General features: G+C 66.9%; 25 protein-coding genes. 16 read left to right on the forward strand and 9 right to left on the reverse strand.

Annotated features, from left to right (window positions below; all coding sequences use genetic code 11):
- Positions 1 to 227: 227 nt before the first annotated feature.
- From ADL08_RS26075 to ADL08_RS26085, 3 genes are all read left to right on the forward strand, one after another.
- Positions 228 to 878, forward strand: a complete 651-nt coding sequence (locus ADL08_RS26075; RefSeq protein ID WP_053647116.1) for an HNH endonuclease family protein — start codon at positions 228 to 230, stop codon at positions 876 to 878.
- A 324-nt stretch (positions 879 to 1,202) separates the two neighbouring features.
- The gene (locus ADL08_RS26080) at positions 1,203 to 1,631 is read left to right on the forward strand and encodes a DoxX family protein (RefSeq protein ID WP_234352262.1); all 429 of its coding nucleotides are present in this window, start codon (positions 1,203 to 1,205) and stop codon (positions 1,629 to 1,631) included.
- A gap of 333 nt (positions 1,632 to 1,964) precedes the next feature.
- Positions 1,965 to 2,600, forward strand: a complete 636-nt coding sequence (locus tag ADL08_RS26085; protein WP_420709593.1) for a DedA family protein — start codon at positions 1,965 to 1,967, stop codon at positions 2,598 to 2,600.
- On the opposite strand, the gene ADL08_RS26090 is transcribed toward ADL08_RS26085, so the two are convergent.
- Together ADL08_RS26090 and ADL08_RS26095 are read right to left on the reverse strand one after the other, a co-directional pair.
- A complete protein-coding gene (locus ADL08_RS26090; protein WP_053647117.1) occupies positions 2,560 to 2,826 on the reverse strand; it encodes a DUF2277 domain-containing protein in 267 nt (88 codons plus the stop codon). The two genes, ADL08_RS26085 and ADL08_RS26090, sit on opposite strands and share 41 nt — an antisense overlap.
- A 70-nt stretch (positions 2,827 to 2,896) precedes the next feature.
- Positions 2,897 to 3,130: a hypothetical protein gene (locus ADL08_RS26095; protein WP_053647120.1), complete on the reverse strand. Its 234-nt coding sequence runs from the start codon at positions 3,128 to 3,130 to the stop codon at positions 2,897 to 2,899.
- A 187-nt stretch (positions 3,131 to 3,317) separates the two neighbouring features.
- Between ADL08_RS26095 and ADL08_RS26100 the strand changes: the two genes are divergently transcribed.
- Positions 3,318 to 4,076 (forward strand): GntR family transcriptional regulator, encoded by a 759-nt coding sequence (locus ADL08_RS26100; RefSeq protein WP_053647121.1) that lies wholly within the window; start codon positions 3,318 to 3,320, stop codon positions 4,074 to 4,076.
- A gap of 36 nt (positions 4,077 to 4,112) precedes the next feature.
- On the opposite strand, the gene ADL08_RS26105 is transcribed toward ADL08_RS26100, so the two are convergent.
- Positions 4,113 to 4,916 carry an MBL fold metallo-hydrolase gene (locus tag ADL08_RS26105; protein WP_053647122.1) on the reverse strand — a complete coding sequence of 268 codons (804 nt, stop codon included), beginning with the start codon at positions 4,914 to 4,916 and terminating at the stop codon, positions 4,113 to 4,115.
- Positions 4,917 to 5,053: 137 nt separating this feature from the next.
- Here ADL08_RS26105 and ADL08_RS26110 point away from each other — a divergent pair, with 137 nt between their 5' ends.
- Positions 5,054 to 5,503, forward strand: coding sequence for a lamin tail domain-containing protein (locus ADL08_RS26110; protein WP_053647123.1), 450 nt, complete (start codon positions 5,054 to 5,056; stop codon positions 5,501 to 5,503).
- A gap of 57 nt (positions 5,504 to 5,560) precedes the next feature.
- Here the strand turns inward: ADL08_RS26110 and ADL08_RS26115 are convergent, their stop codons facing one another.
- Positions 5,561 to 6,163 carry a DUF4231 domain-containing protein gene (locus ADL08_RS26115; protein WP_234352256.1) on the reverse strand — a complete coding sequence of 201 codons (603 nt, stop codon included), beginning with the start codon at positions 6,161 to 6,163 and terminating at the stop codon, positions 5,561 to 5,563.
- Between the two features lie 127 nt (positions 6,164 to 6,290).
- Between ADL08_RS26115 and ADL08_RS37350 the strand changes: the two genes are divergently transcribed.
- Both ADL08_RS37350 and ADL08_RS26120 read left to right on the forward strand, forming a co-directional pair.
- Entirely contained in the window at positions 6,291 to 6,464 is a 174-nt protein-coding gene (locus ADL08_RS37350; protein WP_159043045.1) for a hypothetical protein, read from the forward strand.
- Between the two features lie 227 nt (positions 6,465 to 6,691).
- Positions 6,692 to 7,414, forward strand: a complete 723-nt coding sequence (locus ADL08_RS26120) for a hypothetical protein (protein ID WP_053647124.1) — start codon at positions 6,692 to 6,694, stop codon at positions 7,412 to 7,414.
- Between the two features lie 293 nt (positions 7,415 to 7,707).
- Here the strand turns inward: ADL08_RS26120 and ADL08_RS26125 are convergent, their stop codons facing one another.
- The 3 genes from ADL08_RS26125 to ADL08_RS26140 form a co-directional block, all read right to left on the reverse strand.
- Entirely contained in the window at positions 7,708 to 8,127 is a 420-nt protein-coding gene (locus ADL08_RS26125) for a DUF6578 domain-containing protein (protein WP_053647309.1), read from the reverse strand.
- 263 nt (positions 8,128 to 8,390) lie between these two features.
- Positions 8,391 to 8,660, reverse strand: a complete 270-nt coding sequence (locus ADL08_RS26135; protein ID WP_053647127.1) for a hypothetical protein — start codon at positions 8,658 to 8,660, stop codon at positions 8,391 to 8,393.
- 111 nt (positions 8,661 to 8,771) lie between these two features.
- Complete coding sequence (locus tag ADL08_RS26140) at positions 8,772 to 9,533, reverse strand: GntR family transcriptional regulator (protein ID WP_053647129.1); 762 nt, start codon at positions 9,531 to 9,533, stop codon at positions 8,772 to 8,774.
- Positions 9,534 to 9,612: 79 nt separating this feature from the next.
- Here ADL08_RS26140 and ADL08_RS38430 point away from each other — a divergent pair, with 79 nt between their 5' ends.
- The 7 genes from ADL08_RS38430 to ADL08_RS35935 all read left to right on the forward strand — a co-directional run bounded on the left by ADL08_RS38430 (position 9,613) and on the right by ADL08_RS35935 (position 15,033).
- Positions 9,613 to 9,891: a hypothetical protein gene (locus ADL08_RS38430; RefSeq protein ID WP_053647131.1), complete on the forward strand. Its 279-nt coding sequence runs from the start codon at positions 9,613 to 9,615 to the stop codon at positions 9,889 to 9,891.
- Positions 9,892 to 10,162: 271 nt separating this feature from the next.
- On the forward strand, positions 10,163 to 10,426 hold the full coding sequence (locus ADL08_RS26150) for a hypothetical protein (protein ID WP_053647133.1): 264 nt from the start codon (positions 10,163 to 10,165) through the stop codon (positions 10,424 to 10,426).
- Complete coding sequence (locus ADL08_RS26155) at positions 10,383 to 11,090, forward strand: GntR family transcriptional regulator (protein ID WP_199837092.1); 708 nt, start codon at positions 10,383 to 10,385, stop codon at positions 11,088 to 11,090. Before ADL08_RS26150 ends, ADL08_RS26155 begins: the two co-directional genes overlap by 44 nt.
- Positions 11,087 to 11,428, forward strand: a complete 342-nt coding sequence (locus ADL08_RS26160; protein WP_053647136.1) for a hypothetical protein — start codon at positions 11,087 to 11,089, stop codon at positions 11,426 to 11,428. Before ADL08_RS26155 ends, ADL08_RS26160 begins: the two co-directional genes overlap by 4 nt.
- A 364-nt stretch (positions 11,429 to 11,792) precedes the next feature.
- A complete protein-coding gene (locus tag ADL08_RS35930) occupies positions 11,793 to 12,773 on the forward strand; it encodes a toll/interleukin-1 receptor domain-containing protein (protein ID WP_078968118.1) in 981 nt (326 codons plus the stop codon).
- Between the two features lie 185 nt (positions 12,774 to 12,958).
- Positions 12,959 to 14,509, forward strand: a complete 1,551-nt coding sequence (locus ADL08_RS26165; protein ID WP_063885353.1) for a TIR domain-containing protein — start codon at positions 12,959 to 12,961, stop codon at positions 14,507 to 14,509.
- A gap of 23 nt (positions 14,510 to 14,532) precedes the next feature.
- Positions 14,533 to 15,033: a hypothetical protein gene (locus tag ADL08_RS35935; RefSeq protein ID WP_234352257.1), complete on the forward strand. Its 501-nt coding sequence runs from the start codon at positions 14,533 to 14,535 to the stop codon at positions 15,031 to 15,033.
- A gap of 369 nt (positions 15,034 to 15,402) precedes the next feature.
- Here ADL08_RS35935 and ADL08_RS26170 read toward each other — a convergent pair whose 3' ends face one another.
- Positions 15,403 to 15,633 carry a hypothetical protein gene (locus tag ADL08_RS26170; RefSeq protein WP_053647138.1) on the reverse strand — a complete coding sequence of 77 codons (231 nt, stop codon included), beginning with the start codon at positions 15,631 to 15,633 and terminating at the stop codon, positions 15,403 to 15,405.
- Positions 15,630 to 16,097, reverse strand: coding sequence for an NUDIX hydrolase (locus tag ADL08_RS26175; protein ID WP_053647140.1), 468 nt, complete (start codon positions 16,095 to 16,097; stop codon positions 15,630 to 15,632). The genes ADL08_RS26170 and ADL08_RS26175 overlap by 4 nt, the downstream gene beginning before the upstream one ends.
- Here ADL08_RS26175 and ADL08_RS26180 point away from each other — a divergent pair, their 5' ends adjacent.
- Both ADL08_RS26180 and ADL08_RS26185 read left to right on the forward strand, forming a co-directional pair.
- Positions 16,098 to 16,895: a GntR family transcriptional regulator gene (locus ADL08_RS26180; protein WP_107092007.1), complete on the forward strand. Its 798-nt coding sequence runs from the start codon at positions 16,098 to 16,100 to the stop codon at positions 16,893 to 16,895.
- Positions 16,896 to 17,033: 138 nt separating this feature from the next.
- The gene (locus ADL08_RS26185) at positions 17,034 to 17,378 is read left to right on the forward strand and encodes a hypothetical protein (protein WP_030688073.1); all 345 of its coding nucleotides are present in this window, start codon (positions 17,034 to 17,036) and stop codon (positions 17,376 to 17,378) included.
- The last annotated feature ends 2 nt before the right edge of the window (positions 17,379 to 17,380 follow it).

The following is a 17,380-nucleotide window of genomic DNA, read 5'->3' on the forward strand; positions in this document are numbered from 1 at the left end:
GGGGGCCGGGGCACCCCCCGGGCGCTCGACTCCCCCAACCCCCGACCGCCGAGCGGAATCTGGCGCTCCGTCAGAACACGCACACCCCTTGATGTGACGTGCCCATGTCGTCACGCTGTTACCTGGCGCACCCCGTACGGAAACCTGGCGCCGCCACGATGACCGGGCCGCAGCCCGGCGCCCACGGGGACGGCCCGCCAAGGTCCCCCCACGTCAAGGGAGTTCACATGACCGTCCGCAATGTCTACGCGCGTCGACTCGCCGTGCTCGCCACCTCGGCCGCCCTCACCGTCACCGGTCTCCTCGCCACCGCGCCCGCCGCCCAGGCCGCCATGCCCACCCCGGTCAGCGCCGCGACCGCGCGCACCTACCTGGCCGCCCTCACGGTGAAGGCGGAGGGCTCCACCTCGGGTTACAGCCGGGACCTCTTCCCGCACTGGATCACCCAGTCCGGCGCCTGCAACACCCGCGAGACCGTCCTCAAGCGGGACGGGAAGAACGTCGTCACGGACTCCTCCTGTGCCGCCACCGGCGGCAGCTGGTACTCCGAGTACGACGGCGCCACCTGGACCGCCGCGTCGGACCTCGACATCGACCACATGGTCCCGCTCGCCGAGGCCTGGCGCTCCGGCGCCAACTCCTGGACCACCGCCCAGCGCCAGTCCTTCGCCAACGACCTGACCCGGCCGCAGCTCATAGCCGTCACGGACAACGTCAACCAGGCCAAGGGCGACCTCGACCCGGCGAAGTGGATGCCCTCGCGGACGGCCTACCGCTGCACGTACGTCAGGGCCTGGGTGCACGTGAAGTACCACTGGAACCTGAGCGTCGACTCCGCCGAGAAGAGCGCCCTCCAGTCCGCCCTCAACGGCTGCTGACACCAACCCACTTGAAGAAACGTCACGGCGGGATTGCCGGGAAGTGAACACGACCGCACACTTCCCGGCGGTCCTATGTTGAACTTGCAAGTACTAGTGAGGCAACCCTAACCTACGGTCTCATCGGTTCCGTCCCCCATCTCGTCCGCCGACGGACGAGGCCAGACCGAAGGAGTCCACCCCATGAGCAACACCAGCAATCCCGGCAGCCCAGCCACGCCCGGGAAGACGGCCGCCGCGAGCACCGGCGCCGGCGCCGAGGGGACGGCCGGCCTCGCGGCCCGCCTGAACCGGGCCCAGCCGTACGCGCTCGGCCTCTTCCGCATGGTCGCCGGCCTGCTCTTCGCCTGCCACGGCGCCGCCTCGCTCTTCGGCGTCCTCGGCGGGGCCCACGGCGGCGGCACGGTCGAGGCGGGCACCTGGCCCGGCTGGTACGCGGCGGTGATCCAGCTCGTCGCGGGCGGCCTGGTCCTGCTCGGCCTCGGCACCCGCAGCGCCGCCTTCCTCGCCTCGGGCTCCATGGCGTACGCGTACTTCAAGGTCCACCAGCCCGAGGCCCTCTTCCCGCTGCAGAACGGCGGCGAGCCCTCGGCCCTGTTCTGCTGGGTCTTCCTGCTGCTCGTCTTCACCGGACCGGGCGCACTGGCCCTGGACCGGCTCTTCGGGGCCGGGGCCCGCGACGGCGCGGCCGTGACGGTGCGGGAGAGGAAGACCGAGGAGCGCGAGGAGCAGGCCGCGCCGGTCACGGCCTGACCCGAACCCGGCCCACGGGCCCGGAGGACGTACAGGACCGGGAGGCTGCACGAGCCTCGGCGTCCTACAGGAGAGGGCCGGTGTCCACAGCGCGGATTCCGGCCCTTTCCGTACGGGTGCGCACCCGGTGCCGGCCCCCGTACCGGACGATTCCCTTCAGGTTCCCGCACGTTCCCGCACGTTCCCGCACGTCCGAACACCGGCGTCGCGCACCGGGGCCGGCACCCCTCCGGACGTCGGCACCGGGCCCCTCCGGGCGTCGGCACCGGGCGTCGGCACCGGCCGGGCACCCACCCGGCGGCGGATCCCCCGTTCCGCGTAGGCTCTGCCCCTGTGAATCTGCTCGACAGCCTGGGCTCGCTGCGGTCGCTCACCGCCGGTCCATGGATCTACCCGGTGGTGGCGACGTCGATCCTGCTCGACGTCTTCCTGCCCGTGCTGCCGAGCGGCTTCCTGGTGATCACCGCGGCCACGGCGGCGACCGCCGCGACGGCCACCGCGACCTCCCCCGACGTGCCGTCGCTCCTCCCCCTGCTGCTCTGCGCGGCCACGGCCTCGGTGCTCGGCGACTTCCTCGCGTACCGGCTGGCGCGCCGGGGCGGGGCCAGGCTGGACCGGGCGATAGCGCGCTCACGGCGCCTCACCCTGGCGCAGGAACGTCTCGGCACCGCCCTCGTCCGGGGCGGCGGACTGCTCGTGGTCCTCGCGCGCTTCGCCCCGGCGGGCCGCTCGGTGGTCTCGCTGGGCGCGGGCGCGGCGAAGCGGCGCAGCAAGGAGTTCCTGCCGTGGTCGGCGCTCGCGGGCGTGGTCTGGGCGTCGTACAGCGTGGGGCTCGGCTGGCTGGGCGGTCAGTGGCTGGGCGCGACCTGGTTCAGCGCGGGGGTGTCGACCCTCGCGCTCTTCCTGGCGGGCGGCCTCGCCGCGTACCTCATACGGCGTCCGGCCGAGGCTCCGGCGCCCGCTTCCTGACCGCCGGGTGCGGGTGCGCCCCGCGCACCTCCAGGCCGTCGAGGAGTCTCGCGGTGGCCTCGGCGACCTCGTCCACGGCCCGCTCGAAGACCTCGCGGTTGTGGGCGGCGGGGGCGCGGAAGCCGGAGATCTTGCGGACGTACTGGAGGGCGGCGGCGCGGATGTCGTCCTCGGTCGCCTCCTCGGGCAGTGCGGGCGGGCGGAGCGTCTTGATGCTGCGGCACATGCCTCCAGTGTGGCGCGCCCCACCGACAACCGCGCCGGCCCGACAACCGCGCCGGCCCGGACCCCCGCCCCTACGCCCCGACGCCGCCGAGGCCGCGTCTGCTCCGTGCGTTGATCTCGGCGGTGCGGGCCCGCAGCTCGTGCAGGGGCGTGGCGGGCTGGACGTCGACGGGCTCGGCCTCCCACTCGGTGCCGCCGTGGACGGCGCGGATGCGGAAGCGCCCGGAGACGCTGTCCAGATAGAAACCGACCCGCCCGGTGGCGGTGTCACGGACGAGGTCACCGACCTCGGGCAGTGGCTGCACGCGTCCCCTCCGTCCCGAACCTGAAGCATGGGGACACTCAGGGAAGCGCGGCGGACCCGCCCTGTCAACGTATCTCTAGAGATGTCCCCCGATGGATGGATCGACCGGTCGGGACGGCGTACACGTGTGCTTCCGCGTCGAGGGGTGCGCCGTAGGGTGTCCCGCAGATGAAGGGAGTGGTCCACCCGTGACTGACCAGGACAGCGCTCGACGGCCCAAGTACCAGCGGATCGCGGACGAGTTGAGGGCCGCGATCCGTTCGGGCGCCTTCGCGCCGGGCGACCGGCTCCCCGGCGAGAACGACCTCATGACGACCTACGAGGTGGCGCGGATGACGGCCCGGCAGGCCCTCTCGGTCCTGCGGACCGAGGGACTCGCCGAGGCGCGCAAGGGCTCCGGGGTGTTCGTCCGCGTCTTCCGCCCGCTGCGCCGCCGGGGCATCCCGCGCCTGGCGGGCGACCACTGGGGCGGCGGCCGCTCGGTCTGGTCGGCGGACGTGGAGGACCGGGACCTGGTGGTCGACCGGATCGAGGTGGGCGAGGCGGAGGCCGGCGCCCGGGTCGCGGAGGCGCTGAACCTGCCGCCGGGCGCGCCCGTCTGCGTCCGGAGCCGCCGGTTCGTCCTGGACGACAGGCCGGTGCTGCTCTCCGTCTCGTACCTCTCCGCCGACCTGGTGCGCGGGACGCCGATCGCCGAACGGGACACGGGTCCGGGCGGCACGTACGCGCGCCTGGCGGAGCTGGGCCGGCGGCCGGTGCGCTTCCGGGAGGAGATCCGCTGCCGGATGCCGACGGCGGACGAGTCGGAGCGGCTGGCCCTGGAGCTGGGGACGCCGGTGGTCCTCATCGACCGCACGGCCTTCACGGAGGCGGGGGTGGCGGTGGAGCTGAACGAGATGACGCTGGACTCGTCGTCGTACGTGCTGGAGTACGACTTCGACGCGTAGGGCCCCGTCCCGGGCGGGCCCCGCGAGCGGTCCGCGTCACGCGCCCGGCCCGGCGGGCGTCCCGATCCGGGCGTCCCGGTCCGCCCCGGGGACGAACCGCAGCCCGGGGTCGGCGTGGGCGATCTCCCCGGGGTACTCGGCGGCGGCGAGGGCGACGGCCTCGGCCGGTTCCGCTCCCGGCCCGACGTGGGTGAGGACGAGGCGGCGGGCCCGGGCGTCGGCGGCGCTCCGCCCGGCCTGCGCGGCCGAGTGGTGCCCCGGCCCCTCCCCGTCGGCCTCGCAGAGGAACAGGTCGCAGTCACGGGCGAGTTCGACGAGGGAGGGGCAGGGCTCGCAGTCCCCGGAGTAGACGAGCGAGCGCCCCCGCCCGTCCTCGACGCGCAGGGCGAAGGCGGGCGGGCCGCCGTGCTCGACGGCCCGGGAGCGGAGGGTGAGCCCGCCGACCCGGGTGACGTGCCCGTCGTACAGCTCCTCGACGGCGAAGGCCTTCTCGACGGGGCTGCGGACGGGCCCGTTGGTGAGGAAGCCGGCGAGGCGGTCGGCGGTGCCGGGCGGGCCGAGGAGCGGAAGCGGCAGGGGGAGGTCGAGTCCGCCGTACAGCAACGCGTAGGAGGCGGTGAGGAGATCGGCGCTGTGGTCGGCGTGCAGGTGGGAGAGCCACACGGCGTCGATCTCGCCGAGTGCGGCGTACCGCTGGAGCTCCGCGAGGGTGCCGGTCCCGGCGTCCACCCACACCCGCGCGCCGCCGCCCTCGACGAGGAAGCCGGAACAGGCGTTGTCCGGGCGGGGGTAGGGGGTGGCGGATCCGAGGACGGTGAACCGCAGGACGTCGCTGACCATGCGCCGACCCTAGAACACCCGTATCCCTCCGGCCCCCGCTTTCCCGGAACTTGTGCAGAGGGGGTGAAGGAGCTGCGTATCCTGTGTGCGCGCCGGGCCTCCACCGTCGGGGATCCGGCAGAAATCGAGGGACATCCATGCTTCGTGCACGCACGCTCGCGGCCCTGACCGCGGCCGCCGCCTCCGGCGTCCTCCTGCTGCCCGCGCAGGCCCAGGCCGCCGGTTCGGTCCACCTGTACAAGATCTGGTACGACAGCCCCGGCACGGACAACCGGTCCGCCGCCAGCCTCAACGGCGAGTACGTGCAGATACGCAACACGACCAACGCGGCGGTCAACCTGCGGGGCTGGACGCTCACGGACGCGGCCAACCACAAGTACACCTTCGGGAACCTCACCCTGGGCAAGGGCAAGATCGTGACGGTCCGCACGGGCCGCGGCACGAACACCGCCGCGAACGTCTACCAGAACCGCGGCGCGTACGTCTGGAACAACGACCGCGACACGGCGACGCTGCGCAAGTCGAACGGCGCGAGCGTCGACACCTGCTCGTACAACTCGACGCGGGTGGACTACAAGTGGTGCTGAGGCGCGACCGCGCCTGAGGGGGTGGGCCCCGGAGCCCGGGGCCCACGCCGAAGACCCCTACTCCTCCCCCTCCCGGGGTACTTCGCCACCCCGGGCGCGCTCCACCTTCACGCTCTCGGCCCGGACGCTCTCCACGAGCACGCTCTCGGTACGGGCGGCGGGAACTTCCTGCCGCACGTCGGAGTTGACCTGCCCGCCGAGCGTCATGACGTTCAGGGTGGCCGCGTTCTCGTTGGCGATGGCCTTCTCGACCCGGGCGACCAGCACGGAGAACGCCTCCCGCTTCGACAGGCCGCGATAGGGCCCCACCTTCGTCTCGAAGTAGACGCGCTCGTGCCCGAGGAGCTGCTCGGTCGAGCGGTAGTTCTTCCACTGCTCCCGGTACCGGTAGACGCTCTCCAGCGACACCGCGGCGACGACGACCACACTCAGGACCGTGGCCGTGACCCGGGCGAAGCCCAGGTCCAGGTTCACGAACACCGGCACGAACGCCGCGCCGACGACGGACACGGTCCGCATCCGCAGGTGCATCGCCTTCATGCGGGTCGCCTTGGCGTCGTACCACCCCTGGTACTGCTCGACCCTCGTCTCGATGTACCGCTGCGGCGTCATCTCGCCGCCCTGAAAGCCCTGTTCGGGCACGTCCCCCACCTCAGCCATGCCGGGAGTAGACCCGCGCCCCGACGCCTCCGTCAACTCTCCGCCCATTCCCCCGGGTCCCGCCACGAGGTACGTTCGCCCGGAACCCGACGGCTCTGCCCTCAGCGGCACTTCAAGGAGGCCCCCGATGTCACGAACCCACACCGCCATGGCCCTCGGCGTCCTCGCCGCCGCCCTGGTGACCCTGGCGGGCCACGCCGCGGCCAGCGCCGCCACGGCCGGCGAGCGCGAGACGGGCACGGTCAAGACGGTGGTCGTGGCGTCGGCGGGCGACAAGAAGGTGGAAGTGATCAAGGCCTGACCCGCAACGACTCCGCCTCGAACACGAAAAGCCCCGGACCGATCACGGCCCGGGGCTTTCGCACGCGGATCCGACGCGATCCTCAGGGCCGAGTCCGGCGACACCACACACCCCTTCGGCGTGGCCGCCACGGCGGGCACGACCGAGAGCCGGTGGCGGTTCACGGGCCGGCTGCCCGGGGGCGCCGCACCCGAGGCGGTGTCAGCACCCCGTGCCACCATCCTCCCGTGCTGAAGATTCCCGGTTACGAGCAAGGCCCGCTGGTCCAGGGCTCCGCCTATCTGAACGACCCGTTGTTCTGGCCGGTGCACTTCGGCACCTGCCTGCGGAGCGAGGACGCGCAGCGGGCCGCGTTCGGCGCCGACTGGGACGCCGCGGCGGACCTGCTCCACCTGCTGCACGACGAGCGCGAATGGCCGGTGTTCGACGTGCCCCTGCGCTCGGGGCACACCTTCCACGTCGTCTACCGCAACGTCGAGGGGGAGCGCGGGGTGGACTACCTGATCCATCACCCGACGTGGCCGGCGGCGGAGACCGTCGCCGTGGACGACGGTCACTTCATGGGACCCGGCACGGCCTGGCCGGAACTGCTGTCCGTCGCCCGGCAGCCGACGACAGGAGGCCTCGACGACGCCGACGCCCGCCTCCTGCTGCTCTTCCCGACGCTCGGCGACGCGCTGCTTCCCGACGACGCGGCCACCACCCTCACCTCCGCACTCGCCGCCCGCACCGTCATCGAGGAACCCGCGGAGGTGGCGCGCATGCTCCTCCACCACCAGGGCCAGTGGGCCCACGCCCACTGGAGGCGGGCGGACGGCGCCTGGATCAACGACGGAGGACACTCCCACCGGAACCCCGCCAACGCCTTCGCACTGCCCCCAAGCCGCCTCGTGGAGATCAGCGACGCCCTGAACGACGGGGAAACGACGGCTCACCGGGACCACACCTGAGAGCCGTACGGGCCCGCGCCGCGCCACGGACGACGGGACGGCGCACCTCCCCCGAAGGCACGGAGAAGCCCCCGGCCGCTGCGGCCGGGGGCTTCTCGTCTGTGGGCGCGGACGGTTTCGAACCGCCGACATCTGCTTTGTAAGCCTGGCACCCGCAGCTGATCCGTCATCGCAGCTCAGACCCTCTGCGCACTGCGACGGCTGTGACAAGTGGTGGACGCCGTAGCGATCCTCCAGTGACCGTGGTTGACCGTTCGATCTGGCACGCATCTGGCACGCGTCCGCCGGCTTCCTCATCGACCGCGAGCAGCCGCACCTTCCGTCAGGTCGGTGACACGCCGGGCGGTCACCAGGTAGCCCGCGAACCTGACATCCGGCCTGGCCTTCGCCCACCCGTCTGCCTTCTCCACCGGTACCAGTACGGTCGTGCCCGGAACGGGGTAGTTCACCTTGTCCGTGGCACCCGGGGGCACCCCGTAACGGCAGTGCACCTCGTCGATCGACACCACCTCCACCGAGGTGGGCGCGTGTCCCTCGTCCTGGCCGTGATGCTCTTCGCAGAAGTCAATCTCATCCGCGCGTTCGGCACCGACGATGTCGGCATAGTCCTCCGGATCGACCTCCAGCAGCGTCCACGAGACAACGTCCCCCGGCTTGAAATTCTCTCCGCAGCACTGCATCTGCCAGTCATCGACCCAAATCGTCAACGTCATGGCGTCATTGTCCACCGAGCGACCCACGCTCAAGAGGGCCTCGGACAGGACTGCCAGCGGTGGCAGTGCTGTCAAGGAGAGATGTCGGGCCGGCCCGGGGCTTGCCGCCCTTCGGCAGCCAACTCTTCGCTTTCCAGAGCCGCGATGGCGCGCCGACGCCACCTGACCGTCAGCACCGTGGCGACCACACCTGCGAGTAGGGCCATGGCGACGCTGCCCCACACCACGGCGGCAATCGCGTACCCGAGTGTCTCCAAAGCCTTTCACGCTCCCGCTTCGTCATCTTCGTCGCTGCCCACGGTCTCCAACAAACGCCGCCTCGCCTGCTCCAGGCGGCCGACGTAGTCAGGCATGAACACCTCGGGCAGAGTCGTCTCCAACGTTCCGGAAATCGCGTAGATCCCCGACCAGGCCGCCCGGTCCGGCACGATGGCGTCCAGCTTGTCGGACTGCATCATGACTTCATACAGCCAGTCAGACAGGACGAATGCCTGGTCACGCGTGAGTTTGATGATCACAGGTTCTTCGTCCACACGGTGACCGTACAGCCAAGGTCGGAAGAGCGGCTGTGGACTGGAGTTGTTCTGGAGCGAGCGACCTACAGGCGTCGCCCGCGTCCGGCATGACGATTCGAGCCACGGACGTCAGTGCCGGTTGATCGGAACCTCGTAGACGATCTCGCACAGGGAAGCAGGTACGACGATGTCCGCCGTCTCTACGGGCCTGCCCTGATCGCTGTAGTACGTCCGCCGGATGTGTGTGACGAGCGCGGCCTTCTGGATCCCGAGAAGTGACGCCTCCTCTGCGGTGGCCTGCCGTGGTTCGGGCTGCTCGACGGCATGGCTGACCGTGACGCCGATCTCGGCCATCCGGTTCACGACGCCAGCCCCGGCGTGAGGCCCACCCTCAGGAAGGACGATGAGCGTCCCGCCGGTGAGGTCGTACGGCTCCCAGCTCGTCGACAACTGCATGGGTCGCCCGTCGGTAAGGAACTCATACAACGTACGGACGCAAAGGGCACCCTCGGTGATGCCGAGCCGCGCCGCGATCTCCGCCGGCGCCGGAACCTTGGCCTCGGTCCGGCTCTCCCAGTCCCCCTGCTTACCCAAGGCCTTCATGTCAACCCGGAACGGCGAACCGCCACCCTGCTCGCGCGCTGACGAGCGGACCACGCGCACACGCTGACGAGGCTCCGCGACGTACGTTCCGGATCCCGCCCGCCCCTCAAGAACCCCTTGGGAGATCAGCAGCTCCTGCGCCCGACGGACGACGTTCTCGCCGACGCCGCACTCCTGGCCGATCTGGGCACGCGAGGGGAGCCGGTCTCCAGGCTCCCACTCGTGCTCCGCGATCCTCCGCCGGAGTTCGTCAGCGATGCGGAGATACGGCGGCTGCTGCTCAGGCATATGGAAAATCTAGTCCACTAGCCCTAATCTAGTTAACTAGCTTCACGCAAAGTGATCCCTTGGTGACGGAGGCTCTCCTGTGCCCGCTTCGACAGCAAGCGCGGAGGACATCGCCGCCAGGTTGTCCGCCCTCGGACTCACCACGCGCGTGGAGGAGCACGCCCGTCACACGTGGATCGAAGCGGAGGTGCCGGAATCGCTCCCCGCCGAGACATGGCGGGAGGCCTTGGAAGTGGTGGCGGAGGCCGATCGATTCGGACTCCAGGCCAGCAGCTTGAGCGGCCGCACCTTATGGGCCGCCGTACACAGAACGGTCCCCGCGACGGGCGCTGTCCGGGGACCTGGCCATCAGCGATAGGAGCTGATCAGCGTGTTAAACCGTATCCGCCGTGCAGTTGGGCGCACCAGAGTGCGTCCTTTAGGGACGCCGTGCTTCGTGCCGCCGGAGGTCAACTGATGCATGTGAAAGCCGTCCCCTACCGATCGAGCTCGTGTCGGATCGGCACGCACCACGAGTGTGCACAGTCCTCGCCGTCCCTGGCGCCGGTCGGCGTCCCCGTGATCTACGAGGCGTGCGACTGCCCCTGCCACCCGGCGGCTGGCCGGGAAGCGCCGGAGGAGGCGACCTCATGAGGAGCTGGACGCCGAGCGGTGCGCTGGCCTCCAGCGTCGAGATCACCTCGGCCAACGTCCAGCGGGGCGACGTCATCCAGATCGGCGGCCAGCCGTGCCGCGTGGCCGACCTCATCCAACTTCCGGGCGGTGCGAAGCGCCTCTTCTTCGAGTCGGGCGAACTGCTGACCATGCACTCCCGAACCCGGCTCATCGCCTTGAGGATGCAGAGAGTTGGTGATCAGCGCCGTGGCCTCTCGCCGTCACGTCATCGCCGATGACCTCAGGGCCCAGATCTCGACCGGCCGCTTCAAGGCCGGCGACCGCCTGCCCTCCGAAGCCCAACTCGCCGCCCGCTACACGGTCAGCACACCGACCCTGCGGAGCGCCCTCGCACTCCTCCAGGCGGAAGGCCTCGTCGAAAAGGTCCACGGCAAGGGCAACTTCGTCCGTCTCCCTCTTCGCACGATCAAGTACATCGGGGGCGGCCTTACACCACCGACTCCGGCTCTGCAGATCAGCATCCGCGCCACCAAAATCCGGGCACGCGGCCACCTGTCCACCTTGCTGCGAGTGCCAGCAGGGAGCCCCCTCACCGAATTCCACTGCCTGAGCCACGACGACACCTCCCCGCACAGCCTGGCCCGCGTCTACATCCCTCGCGATCTGGCGCCGGCTGTCATACCGGACGAGTCGACTTGGCCCGCAACCATGGCGACACCACTAGCCGAGATCGAGGAGAGGCTCTGCGCTCGCCTCCCCACCCCGGTGGAAGCAGCAACCCTCCGAATCAGCCCGACCCTTGCTGTTCTGGCTGTCACCCGCGTAGCGACTGATACCGCCGGCCGCGTCGTGGAGGCAGCGCTCCTGGCCCTCCCCGGCGACCGTGCGGAAGCCGTCTTCGCCACCCACTACACGGCCGACAACAGGAGGGTCGAACGATGACGCCCCACAACGAGCTCCGACTCCTCCCGTGGTCAGGCCCCGACGGCAAGCCCTGCTTCCTGAGCACTGACACCAGCGACGGCCCCGTGTCTCGACTGGCCGACTACACCGAAACCACCCAACTCGCCGTCGGCACAGAGCTCCTGGAGCACGCCCAGAAAGTACTCATCGACGAGACGTCGGATCTGGAAGAACTCCGCCTCTTGGCGTCGGACCTCGCTGGCGCCCTACGAGACGCACTCCGCGTAGCCACAAGCCGCGGCCACCGCCTCCCGGCCACTCCCGCTCATGAGGGCGACGACGAAGGGCCGCGGCTACCCGCTGCGGCCTTCTGCTAGCAACGCATCACCAGCGCAGAGAAGCCCCGGGCCAGAGCCCGGGGCTTCTCTGCACACAGCGCCGGAGAACGCATGCCATGAGAGCAATGTCGCTGGTCAGCCACCCACTCAGCCTGATGCGCCTCCGGAGGGTAGGTGTTCAGCGACCATCCCTGCCTCGCAGGAGCCCTGACCGTCCGCTCAATCGCGGCACGCGTTTCGCGCACTACGCGCGCGCGAAACGCTAACCTAGCAGTCGGACGTCTCCGGCATGGGATACAGGTGTTCAATGTCAGGCTGCCGGCCACCAGCCAGTGGGTCGATCACAGTGCGACTAAAGGATGCAGCAACACCTCTTTAGCGGAGCAGGGAAAGTGGGGGCACTTTGGGCGAACTGTGGGGCAAGGCCGCGCTCGGAAAGATCTTCATCTCGCACTCCTCGGCCGACAAGTCATTCATTCGCAGCCGCATCGTTGCCCCTCTGGAGAAGTTGGGATACAAGACATGGCTCGATGAAAAAGAGTTGATGCCAGGAGATCCCCTGCCACGTCGGGTGGCTCAAGGGATACGCGAAGCGAAGGTTCTGATCGTGGTTGTGTCGATCTCCTCCGTCAAGTCGGACTGGCTGAGATACGAGCTCAACGTGGCGGTAGACCTGATGATCAAGGGAAGCCTCCGCCTGGTCCCTGTGATCATCGATCAGGTGCAGATTCCCTCCGAGCTTGAAAGCCTTCTTTACGCAGATATGCGAAAGGGGATGCGCGGCGGCTTCAAAAAGATTGCCACAGCCCTTGAATACGAGGCGGCACGGTACCCTAAACCGGCCTCTCAAGTGTCTGTAGCTTCCGAATTCAGCTATCTCCGCGGCCAAGCGTATGAAACCATCCTGGCCGACGAAGCTGGCCGTGGCTTCTTTCATGCCTGGACGGACGTATCTGCCACGCGATCGATCAACTGGTCAGGATTTACTGTGCTTAACGTTGACGTGCGCGTTGACATGGTGCACAACTACGTCAATCGTAATGTCTTCGACTCTAGTGACCTCGATGACTGGATGGCGCAACTTGACGAGACCTCGGTTGACTTCGCGCTGCTAATCTTTGAGGGCGACATCAAACCTGAAGCAACCGCCAGTTTCAGCCAGCCGAAAGAATCCGTTTGGGTACAGACCTTCCCCGAAAGCCTTCTGACCGGAAGCCGTTCACATATCATTATTGAGGCCGGTGCCGAAAAGTCGCCAGAGCAGATCGAGAAGAGCCTGCGAGATGCCGTTAAGGTGATGACAAAGCGTGTTGCCAATCGCAGGCCGTCGATTTTAGAGGCAACAGGGATGGATACCCAATTGAGGGAATCATCGCCTGAATGACAGGTTCGCGCTCCAGATCATTCGTCGCCCTATTTGTTGCACGGACGCCGCGTGCGCGGATCTCAGCCCACCTTGCCACCACAGCCCAAAGTAGCGTCTGAGTACGTCTGACTCAGACCGGCCACGTGTGGACCGCAGCCTGTTGGCCATCCCCGACCCGTGACTTCCCAAAGTAGATTGGCGCCATGGAACAGATGTACAACCTGGAAGACGTTTTCAAGCTCAACGGAGTGCCCGACATTACCTTTGTTCGGCCGGTTGAGTTCCCACGCCTCCTTGTGGCGCTTAGGACTAACGGACGTGGGGTTGTAATTGAAGGGCCCTCGGGGATCGGCAAGACGAGTGCGGTGACTAAGGCTCTCGAAGAGCTCGGAATCCAGGCCGATGTCCTGACTCTCAGCGCCCGCAAAAAGGCCGATCTTGAGCTCATTAATGAACTTCCCGATATCGATTCCGCCGGCCTTGTGGTCATCGACGACTTTCATAGGCTTGATCCAAGCATCAAGCTAAGGATTGCGGACTATCTGAAGGTCCTCGCGGACGAGGAGCGAGCCGACACCAAGATCGTAATTATTGGCATCAATCGGGCCGGTGAGTCACTAATTTCGTTCGCGCCCGACCTTTCTGGGCGAATCGAAATTATCAAGTTCGAGGTCAATCCCGATGATCGCGTCGAGGAGCTCATCCGCAAGGGGTGCCAGGCGTTGCATATCGAGTTTCCCTTCGAAAAGGAGATCGTCCATTCAGCGGACGGGAGTTTCAACATTGCCCAGATGCTCTGCCATGACGCCTGCCTTGCTGGTGGAGTGATGGGCACCCAAGACGACTTCTCCTCTCTTTCGACATCTTTCGAGTTGATTAGGGAGCGTGTTCTTGATCGACTCAACACTTCGTTCTATCGTCGTGCAGAAACTTTCGCCAAAGGGAAGAAGCTGCGGCGCGAAGGAAGGGCACCTTACCTGCAGATCCTCAAATGGCTTTCGGAGTCCGAAGAGTGGACTATCGACATGGATCGAGAATTGTCCAAGCGCCCTTCCCTGCGGGGTAGCGTGGGGCAAGTGGTCGAGAAGGGACACTTGGCTAACCTGTTGGACGAGATCGACTCAATCCGAGACCTCTTGCACTATGATAGTGAGGCCCGGGTACTGGCAGTCGAAGATCCGAAATTCTTTTTCTTCATCAAAAACCTCTCTTGGAATAAGTTCGCTGAGCGGCTCGGGTATCTGGATGTGACGTTCTCATCTCGGTACGACTTTGCACTCTCTTTCGCAGGGAGCGATAGAGATGTTGCGCGATTGCTTTTCGATGCTCTTTCCGAGATGGAATTCGAGGTCTTCTACGACGCTCACGAGCAAGACCGCATTCTGGCGGCCAACGTTGAAGAGTACCTCGCTCCAATCTATAAGAGCGAGGCGACCTACGTAGTTGCAGTTCTGGGCGAGGATTATCCAAAAAGGATTTGGACTAAGTTCGAATCAGAGCAGTTCCAAACGCGATTTGGCGAAAATTCCGTCATTCCTGTCTGGTTCGCTGATACCGAATACGGCATCTTTGATACATCGCGTAGTTACGGCGGAGAAGTTGTCGATCGTAACCAGCCCTTGGAGCCGCAGGTTGATAGGATCGCCGCCCTACTGGCCGCGAAAGTCAAGGAGCATCGCATCCAGGGCAACAATGGATCGCTAGGAGCCGAGCAATTGAGCCTTCCCGACTCAGAAGAAGAGGTGTCAGAATAATGCGAGCGCCGTCTAGTATCGACGTGAAGCTGAATCTGAAGTTCTTTGAGATCAGCGGCACGTGGCAGCCTAATGATGCTGAGCGCCGGGCAGCTTGGGACCTATACGTTGAGCTGATCACAAGGGTCACCATTGCACCGATGCGGCAAGATGAGGGATTGCTGCGAGAGGCGCTAACCAGCGTCTATTCCATCTTCGCCAGTACGCGAGAAATCCTCAAGCGTTATGGTCCTGAAGTTGCCGAGCCGAAGAAGAATGGACAATACAATTTCGCCTTCCTCGCCATAGCTCTGCTGAACTACGAACTCCGGCCCATTCTTTCGAAATGGCATCCCGAGCTGGAACAGTGGGAGACACTGCAAGAGCCTGCCGTATCGCGTCGTGAGCATGAAGCGGCCTGGAGCCGCAGCGTGGAACTTAGAGAAGAGCTCAGCAATATGCGGAGGACCATCATGGTCTACGCAAACACTTTGGGTGCTGCATGCGGTGTCCCTGATCTCTCTTCCGCTGTGCCTGAAGCATGAAAAATGCTGGCAGTGCCTAGAGGTAGAGGTCGGCGGAGCGGCTTTGGGCTGGAGCTGCTTTGGGGCGAGTGATCATGGCCCCGTAAGCTTTCGGCGCGTCGGGCAGTCTGTGGACCTGCCCGGTAAAGCACGACGTTGGGGCCATGATCTTAGAGGCTCGCCCCAAAGTGACTGCCTAAAGCCGTGGAGCCGACCGCCCCAGCCACAGAGGGGTTGACCACCCATCAACCCGAGCCGTCAGGCGTGCGGACGGCGGCCGGGCTGGAGCGGGGCGCAGACAGGAGCGCAGGCCCGGGCGACGGGCCGCGCGCGCCGCGCCGTGCGCGGCGGGCGCCTTGATGAAGTAGAGAAAGTCTTACCGCGCTGGCCTCAGAGGGCGATTGGCTTGTAGGCCATGGCTCTCTCGACAACCTTCTCGGGCGTCAGCTCGGGGTCGAGGTCCCAGAAGATGTAGTCGCTGATGTGCGGGCAGGACAGGCCCCGTTCAAGGGTGGCCAGGATCTGGGAGGACTCTGCCTCGGGCGTCTCTGGGTTCATGAGGCGTTCGACGAGGGGGATCGCTTCCTCGCGGGTCATCCGCAGTGCTAGTTGCGTAGTCACTTGTGCGTGATCAGCTGGCGGCCGTCGTGGCTGCGGACGTGGGGGCCGTTTTCGTCCAGGGCGTCTAGGAGGCGGATCGCGTAGACCTCAGCCATGCGCTCCTTGACCTCGGCCGGCGTGAGCCAGTCGACCGCGGTGGATTCGTCTGAGGTTCGCTCGGTACCGCCGGAGGGCTTGCAGCGGAAGACCAGGGCGACGATGCCGCGGGTGGTGTTCTTGTAGACGCCCGTCAGCTCGTCCACCTCGACGTGGATGCCCGTCTCCTCCAGGACCTCGCGGGCCACGCCCGCTTCCGGAGCCTCGGTGAGTTCGAGGACTCCGCCCGGGAGTTCCCACGTGCCATTGTCCGCTCGGCGGATGGCCAGGAGGCGCCCGTCTTCGCGCACTACCGCTCCGGCCACGGACACCGAGTGGAGTGGCGTTGACTTTGTTCCCGCGCTCCCGTTACTCATGTACAGGAGCATATGAGAGTGGGTAGGACTGTGGGAACTCCAGCAGGAGCTGGCAGAGCCGTACCTAGGTACGTGCAGATTGCGGACGAGATCGTTCAGCAGATCCGGTCTGGCGTGCTGAAGCCCGGCGACATGGTGCCCAGTGAGTCCGAGCTCGTCGAGCGGTATGGGGTCGCCGGCGGGACCATCCGTAAAGCCATGGTTGAGGTACGGGCCAGTGGTCTCGTCGAGACCCGGCATGGCAAGGGGTCGATCGTGAAGGACCGGCCTCCTGTGCGACTTCGGTCCTCGGATCGGTTTCGCGCTTCGCATCGGCGGGGCGGTAAGGCTGCCTACCTCGCCGAGTCCGCGCAGTCCGGCGCCACTGCAAAGGTGAGCGTTCTCTACATCGGGCCCATGGAAGCGCCCGCGGACATCGCCGAACGGCTCGGTGTCGATGCGGGGACACAGGTACTCGCGCGGCGGCGTCTGTACTTCCGGAACGGGACGCCCGTCGAGACCGCCTCGTCGTACCTGCCGTGGGACGTTGTGAAGGACATCCCCGAGCTGTTCGCCGAGAACCCTGGCCCCGGCGGCATCTACGCCCGGCTCGAAGACCACGGCCACACCTTCGCCGAGTTCGTCGAAACGCTTCAGGCCCGGCCGGCCTCGAAGGCGGAAGCGTCCGAGCTGGCCCTAAGTCCTGGCGCCTCCGTGGTGCACCTGCTGCGGGATGCCGTGACGAAGGAGGGACGGGTCGTGGAGGTCTGCGACACCCTCATGGCTGCTGACCAGTTCGTTTTCCAGTACCGGATCCCCGCGACCGACTGACGCGCGCTCAACTTCCCTCAACCCGCTGCGGTTTCCTTCTGCGGCGGGTTGACTCATGTATAGGAGTGGTGCACTCTTCTTCATGTCACTCCTATACAGGAGTGAATGAGCCCAACCTCTATAGAGGAGTGATCCGCTATGCGTCAGATCCCCGTCGACACGTCCGCCGCGATGGTGATGGTGGCCCAGCCCCCGGCCCCGAAGATCGCGAACCGGCAGACCGGCGAGATCGCCACCGACCGGGACACCGGTGCCCCGCTGATGACCGTCGACGTCATGTTCGTCATGGACGGCAACGCCGAGATCCTCAACCTGACCGTCCCCAAGACCGGCATCTCCGAGGAGCTGTCCATGGGCACCCCGGTCGCCCTGACCGGGGTCGTCGCCCGGCCGTGGGAGAACGAGTTCAACGGCCAGAAGCGCCACGGCATCAGCTTCCGCGCGGTCGCCGTCACCTCGCTCGCCGCCGCGAAGGTCGGCTGACC

The sequence above is a fragment of the Streptomyces sp. NRRL F-6492 genome (genome assembly GCF_001280125.1).
GTDB lineage: Bacteria > Actinomycetota > Actinomycetes > Streptomycetales > Streptomycetaceae > Streptomyces.

Bases quoted from the DNA above. Each gene is read 5' to 3' on its own strand.
- ADL08_RS26110 (WP_053647123.1), top strand. From the start codon at position 5,054: ATGCTTCGTGCACGCACGCTCGCGGCCCTGACCGCGGCCGCCGCCTCC.
- ADL08_RS26180 (WP_107092007.1), top strand. From the start codon at position 16,098: ATGAGAGTGGGTAGGACTGTGGGAACTCCAGCAGGAGCTGGCAGAGCC.
- ADL08_RS26105 (WP_053647122.1), bottom strand. From the start codon at position 4,916: ATGGTCAGCGACGTCCTGCGGTTCACCGTCCTCGGATCCGCCACCCCC.
- ADL08_RS26140 (WP_053647129.1), bottom strand. From the start codon at position 9,533: ATGCCTGAGCAGCAGCCGCCGTATCTCCGCATCGCTGACGAACTCCGG.
- ADL08_RS26160 (WP_053647136.1), top strand. From the start codon at position 11,087: ATGACGCCCCACAACGAGCTCCGACTCCTCCCGTGGTCAGGCCCCGAC.
- ADL08_RS26165 (WP_063885353.1), top strand. From the start codon at position 12,959: ATGGAACAGATGTACAACCTGGAAGACGTTTTCAAGCTCAACGGAGTG.
- ADL08_RS26185 (WP_030688073.1), top strand. From the start codon at position 17,034: ATGCGTCAGATCCCCGTCGACACGTCCGCCGCGATGGTGATGGTGGCC.
- ADL08_RS26090 (WP_053647117.1), bottom strand. From the start codon at position 2,826: ATGTGCCGCAGCATCAAGACGCTCCGCCCGCCCGCACTGCCCGAGGAG.
- ADL08_RS26115 (WP_234352256.1), bottom strand. From the start codon at position 6,163: ATGGCTGAGGTGGGGGACGTGCCCGAACAGGGCTTTCAGGGCGGCGAG.
- ADL08_RS26080 (WP_234352262.1), top strand. From the start codon at position 1,203: ATGGTCGCCGGCCTGCTCTTCGCCTGCCACGGCGCCGCCTCGCTCTTC.
- ADL08_RS26150 (WP_053647133.1), top strand. From the start codon at position 10,163: ATGAGGAGCTGGACGCCGAGCGGTGCGCTGGCCTCCAGCGTCGAGATC.
- ADL08_RS37350 (WP_159043045.1), top strand. From the start codon at position 6,291: ATGTCACGAACCCACACCGCCATGGCCCTCGGCGTCCTCGCCGCCGCC.
- ADL08_RS26075 (WP_053647116.1), top strand. From the start codon at position 228: ATGACCGTCCGCAATGTCTACGCGCGTCGACTCGCCGTGCTCGCCACC.
- ADL08_RS26175 (WP_053647140.1), bottom strand. From the start codon at position 16,097: ATGCTCCTGTACATGAGTAACGGGAGCGCGGGAACAAAGTCAACGCCA.
- ADL08_RS26125 (WP_053647309.1), bottom strand. From the start codon at position 8,127: ATGACGTTGACGATTTGGGTCGATGACTGGCAGATGCAGTGCTGCGGA.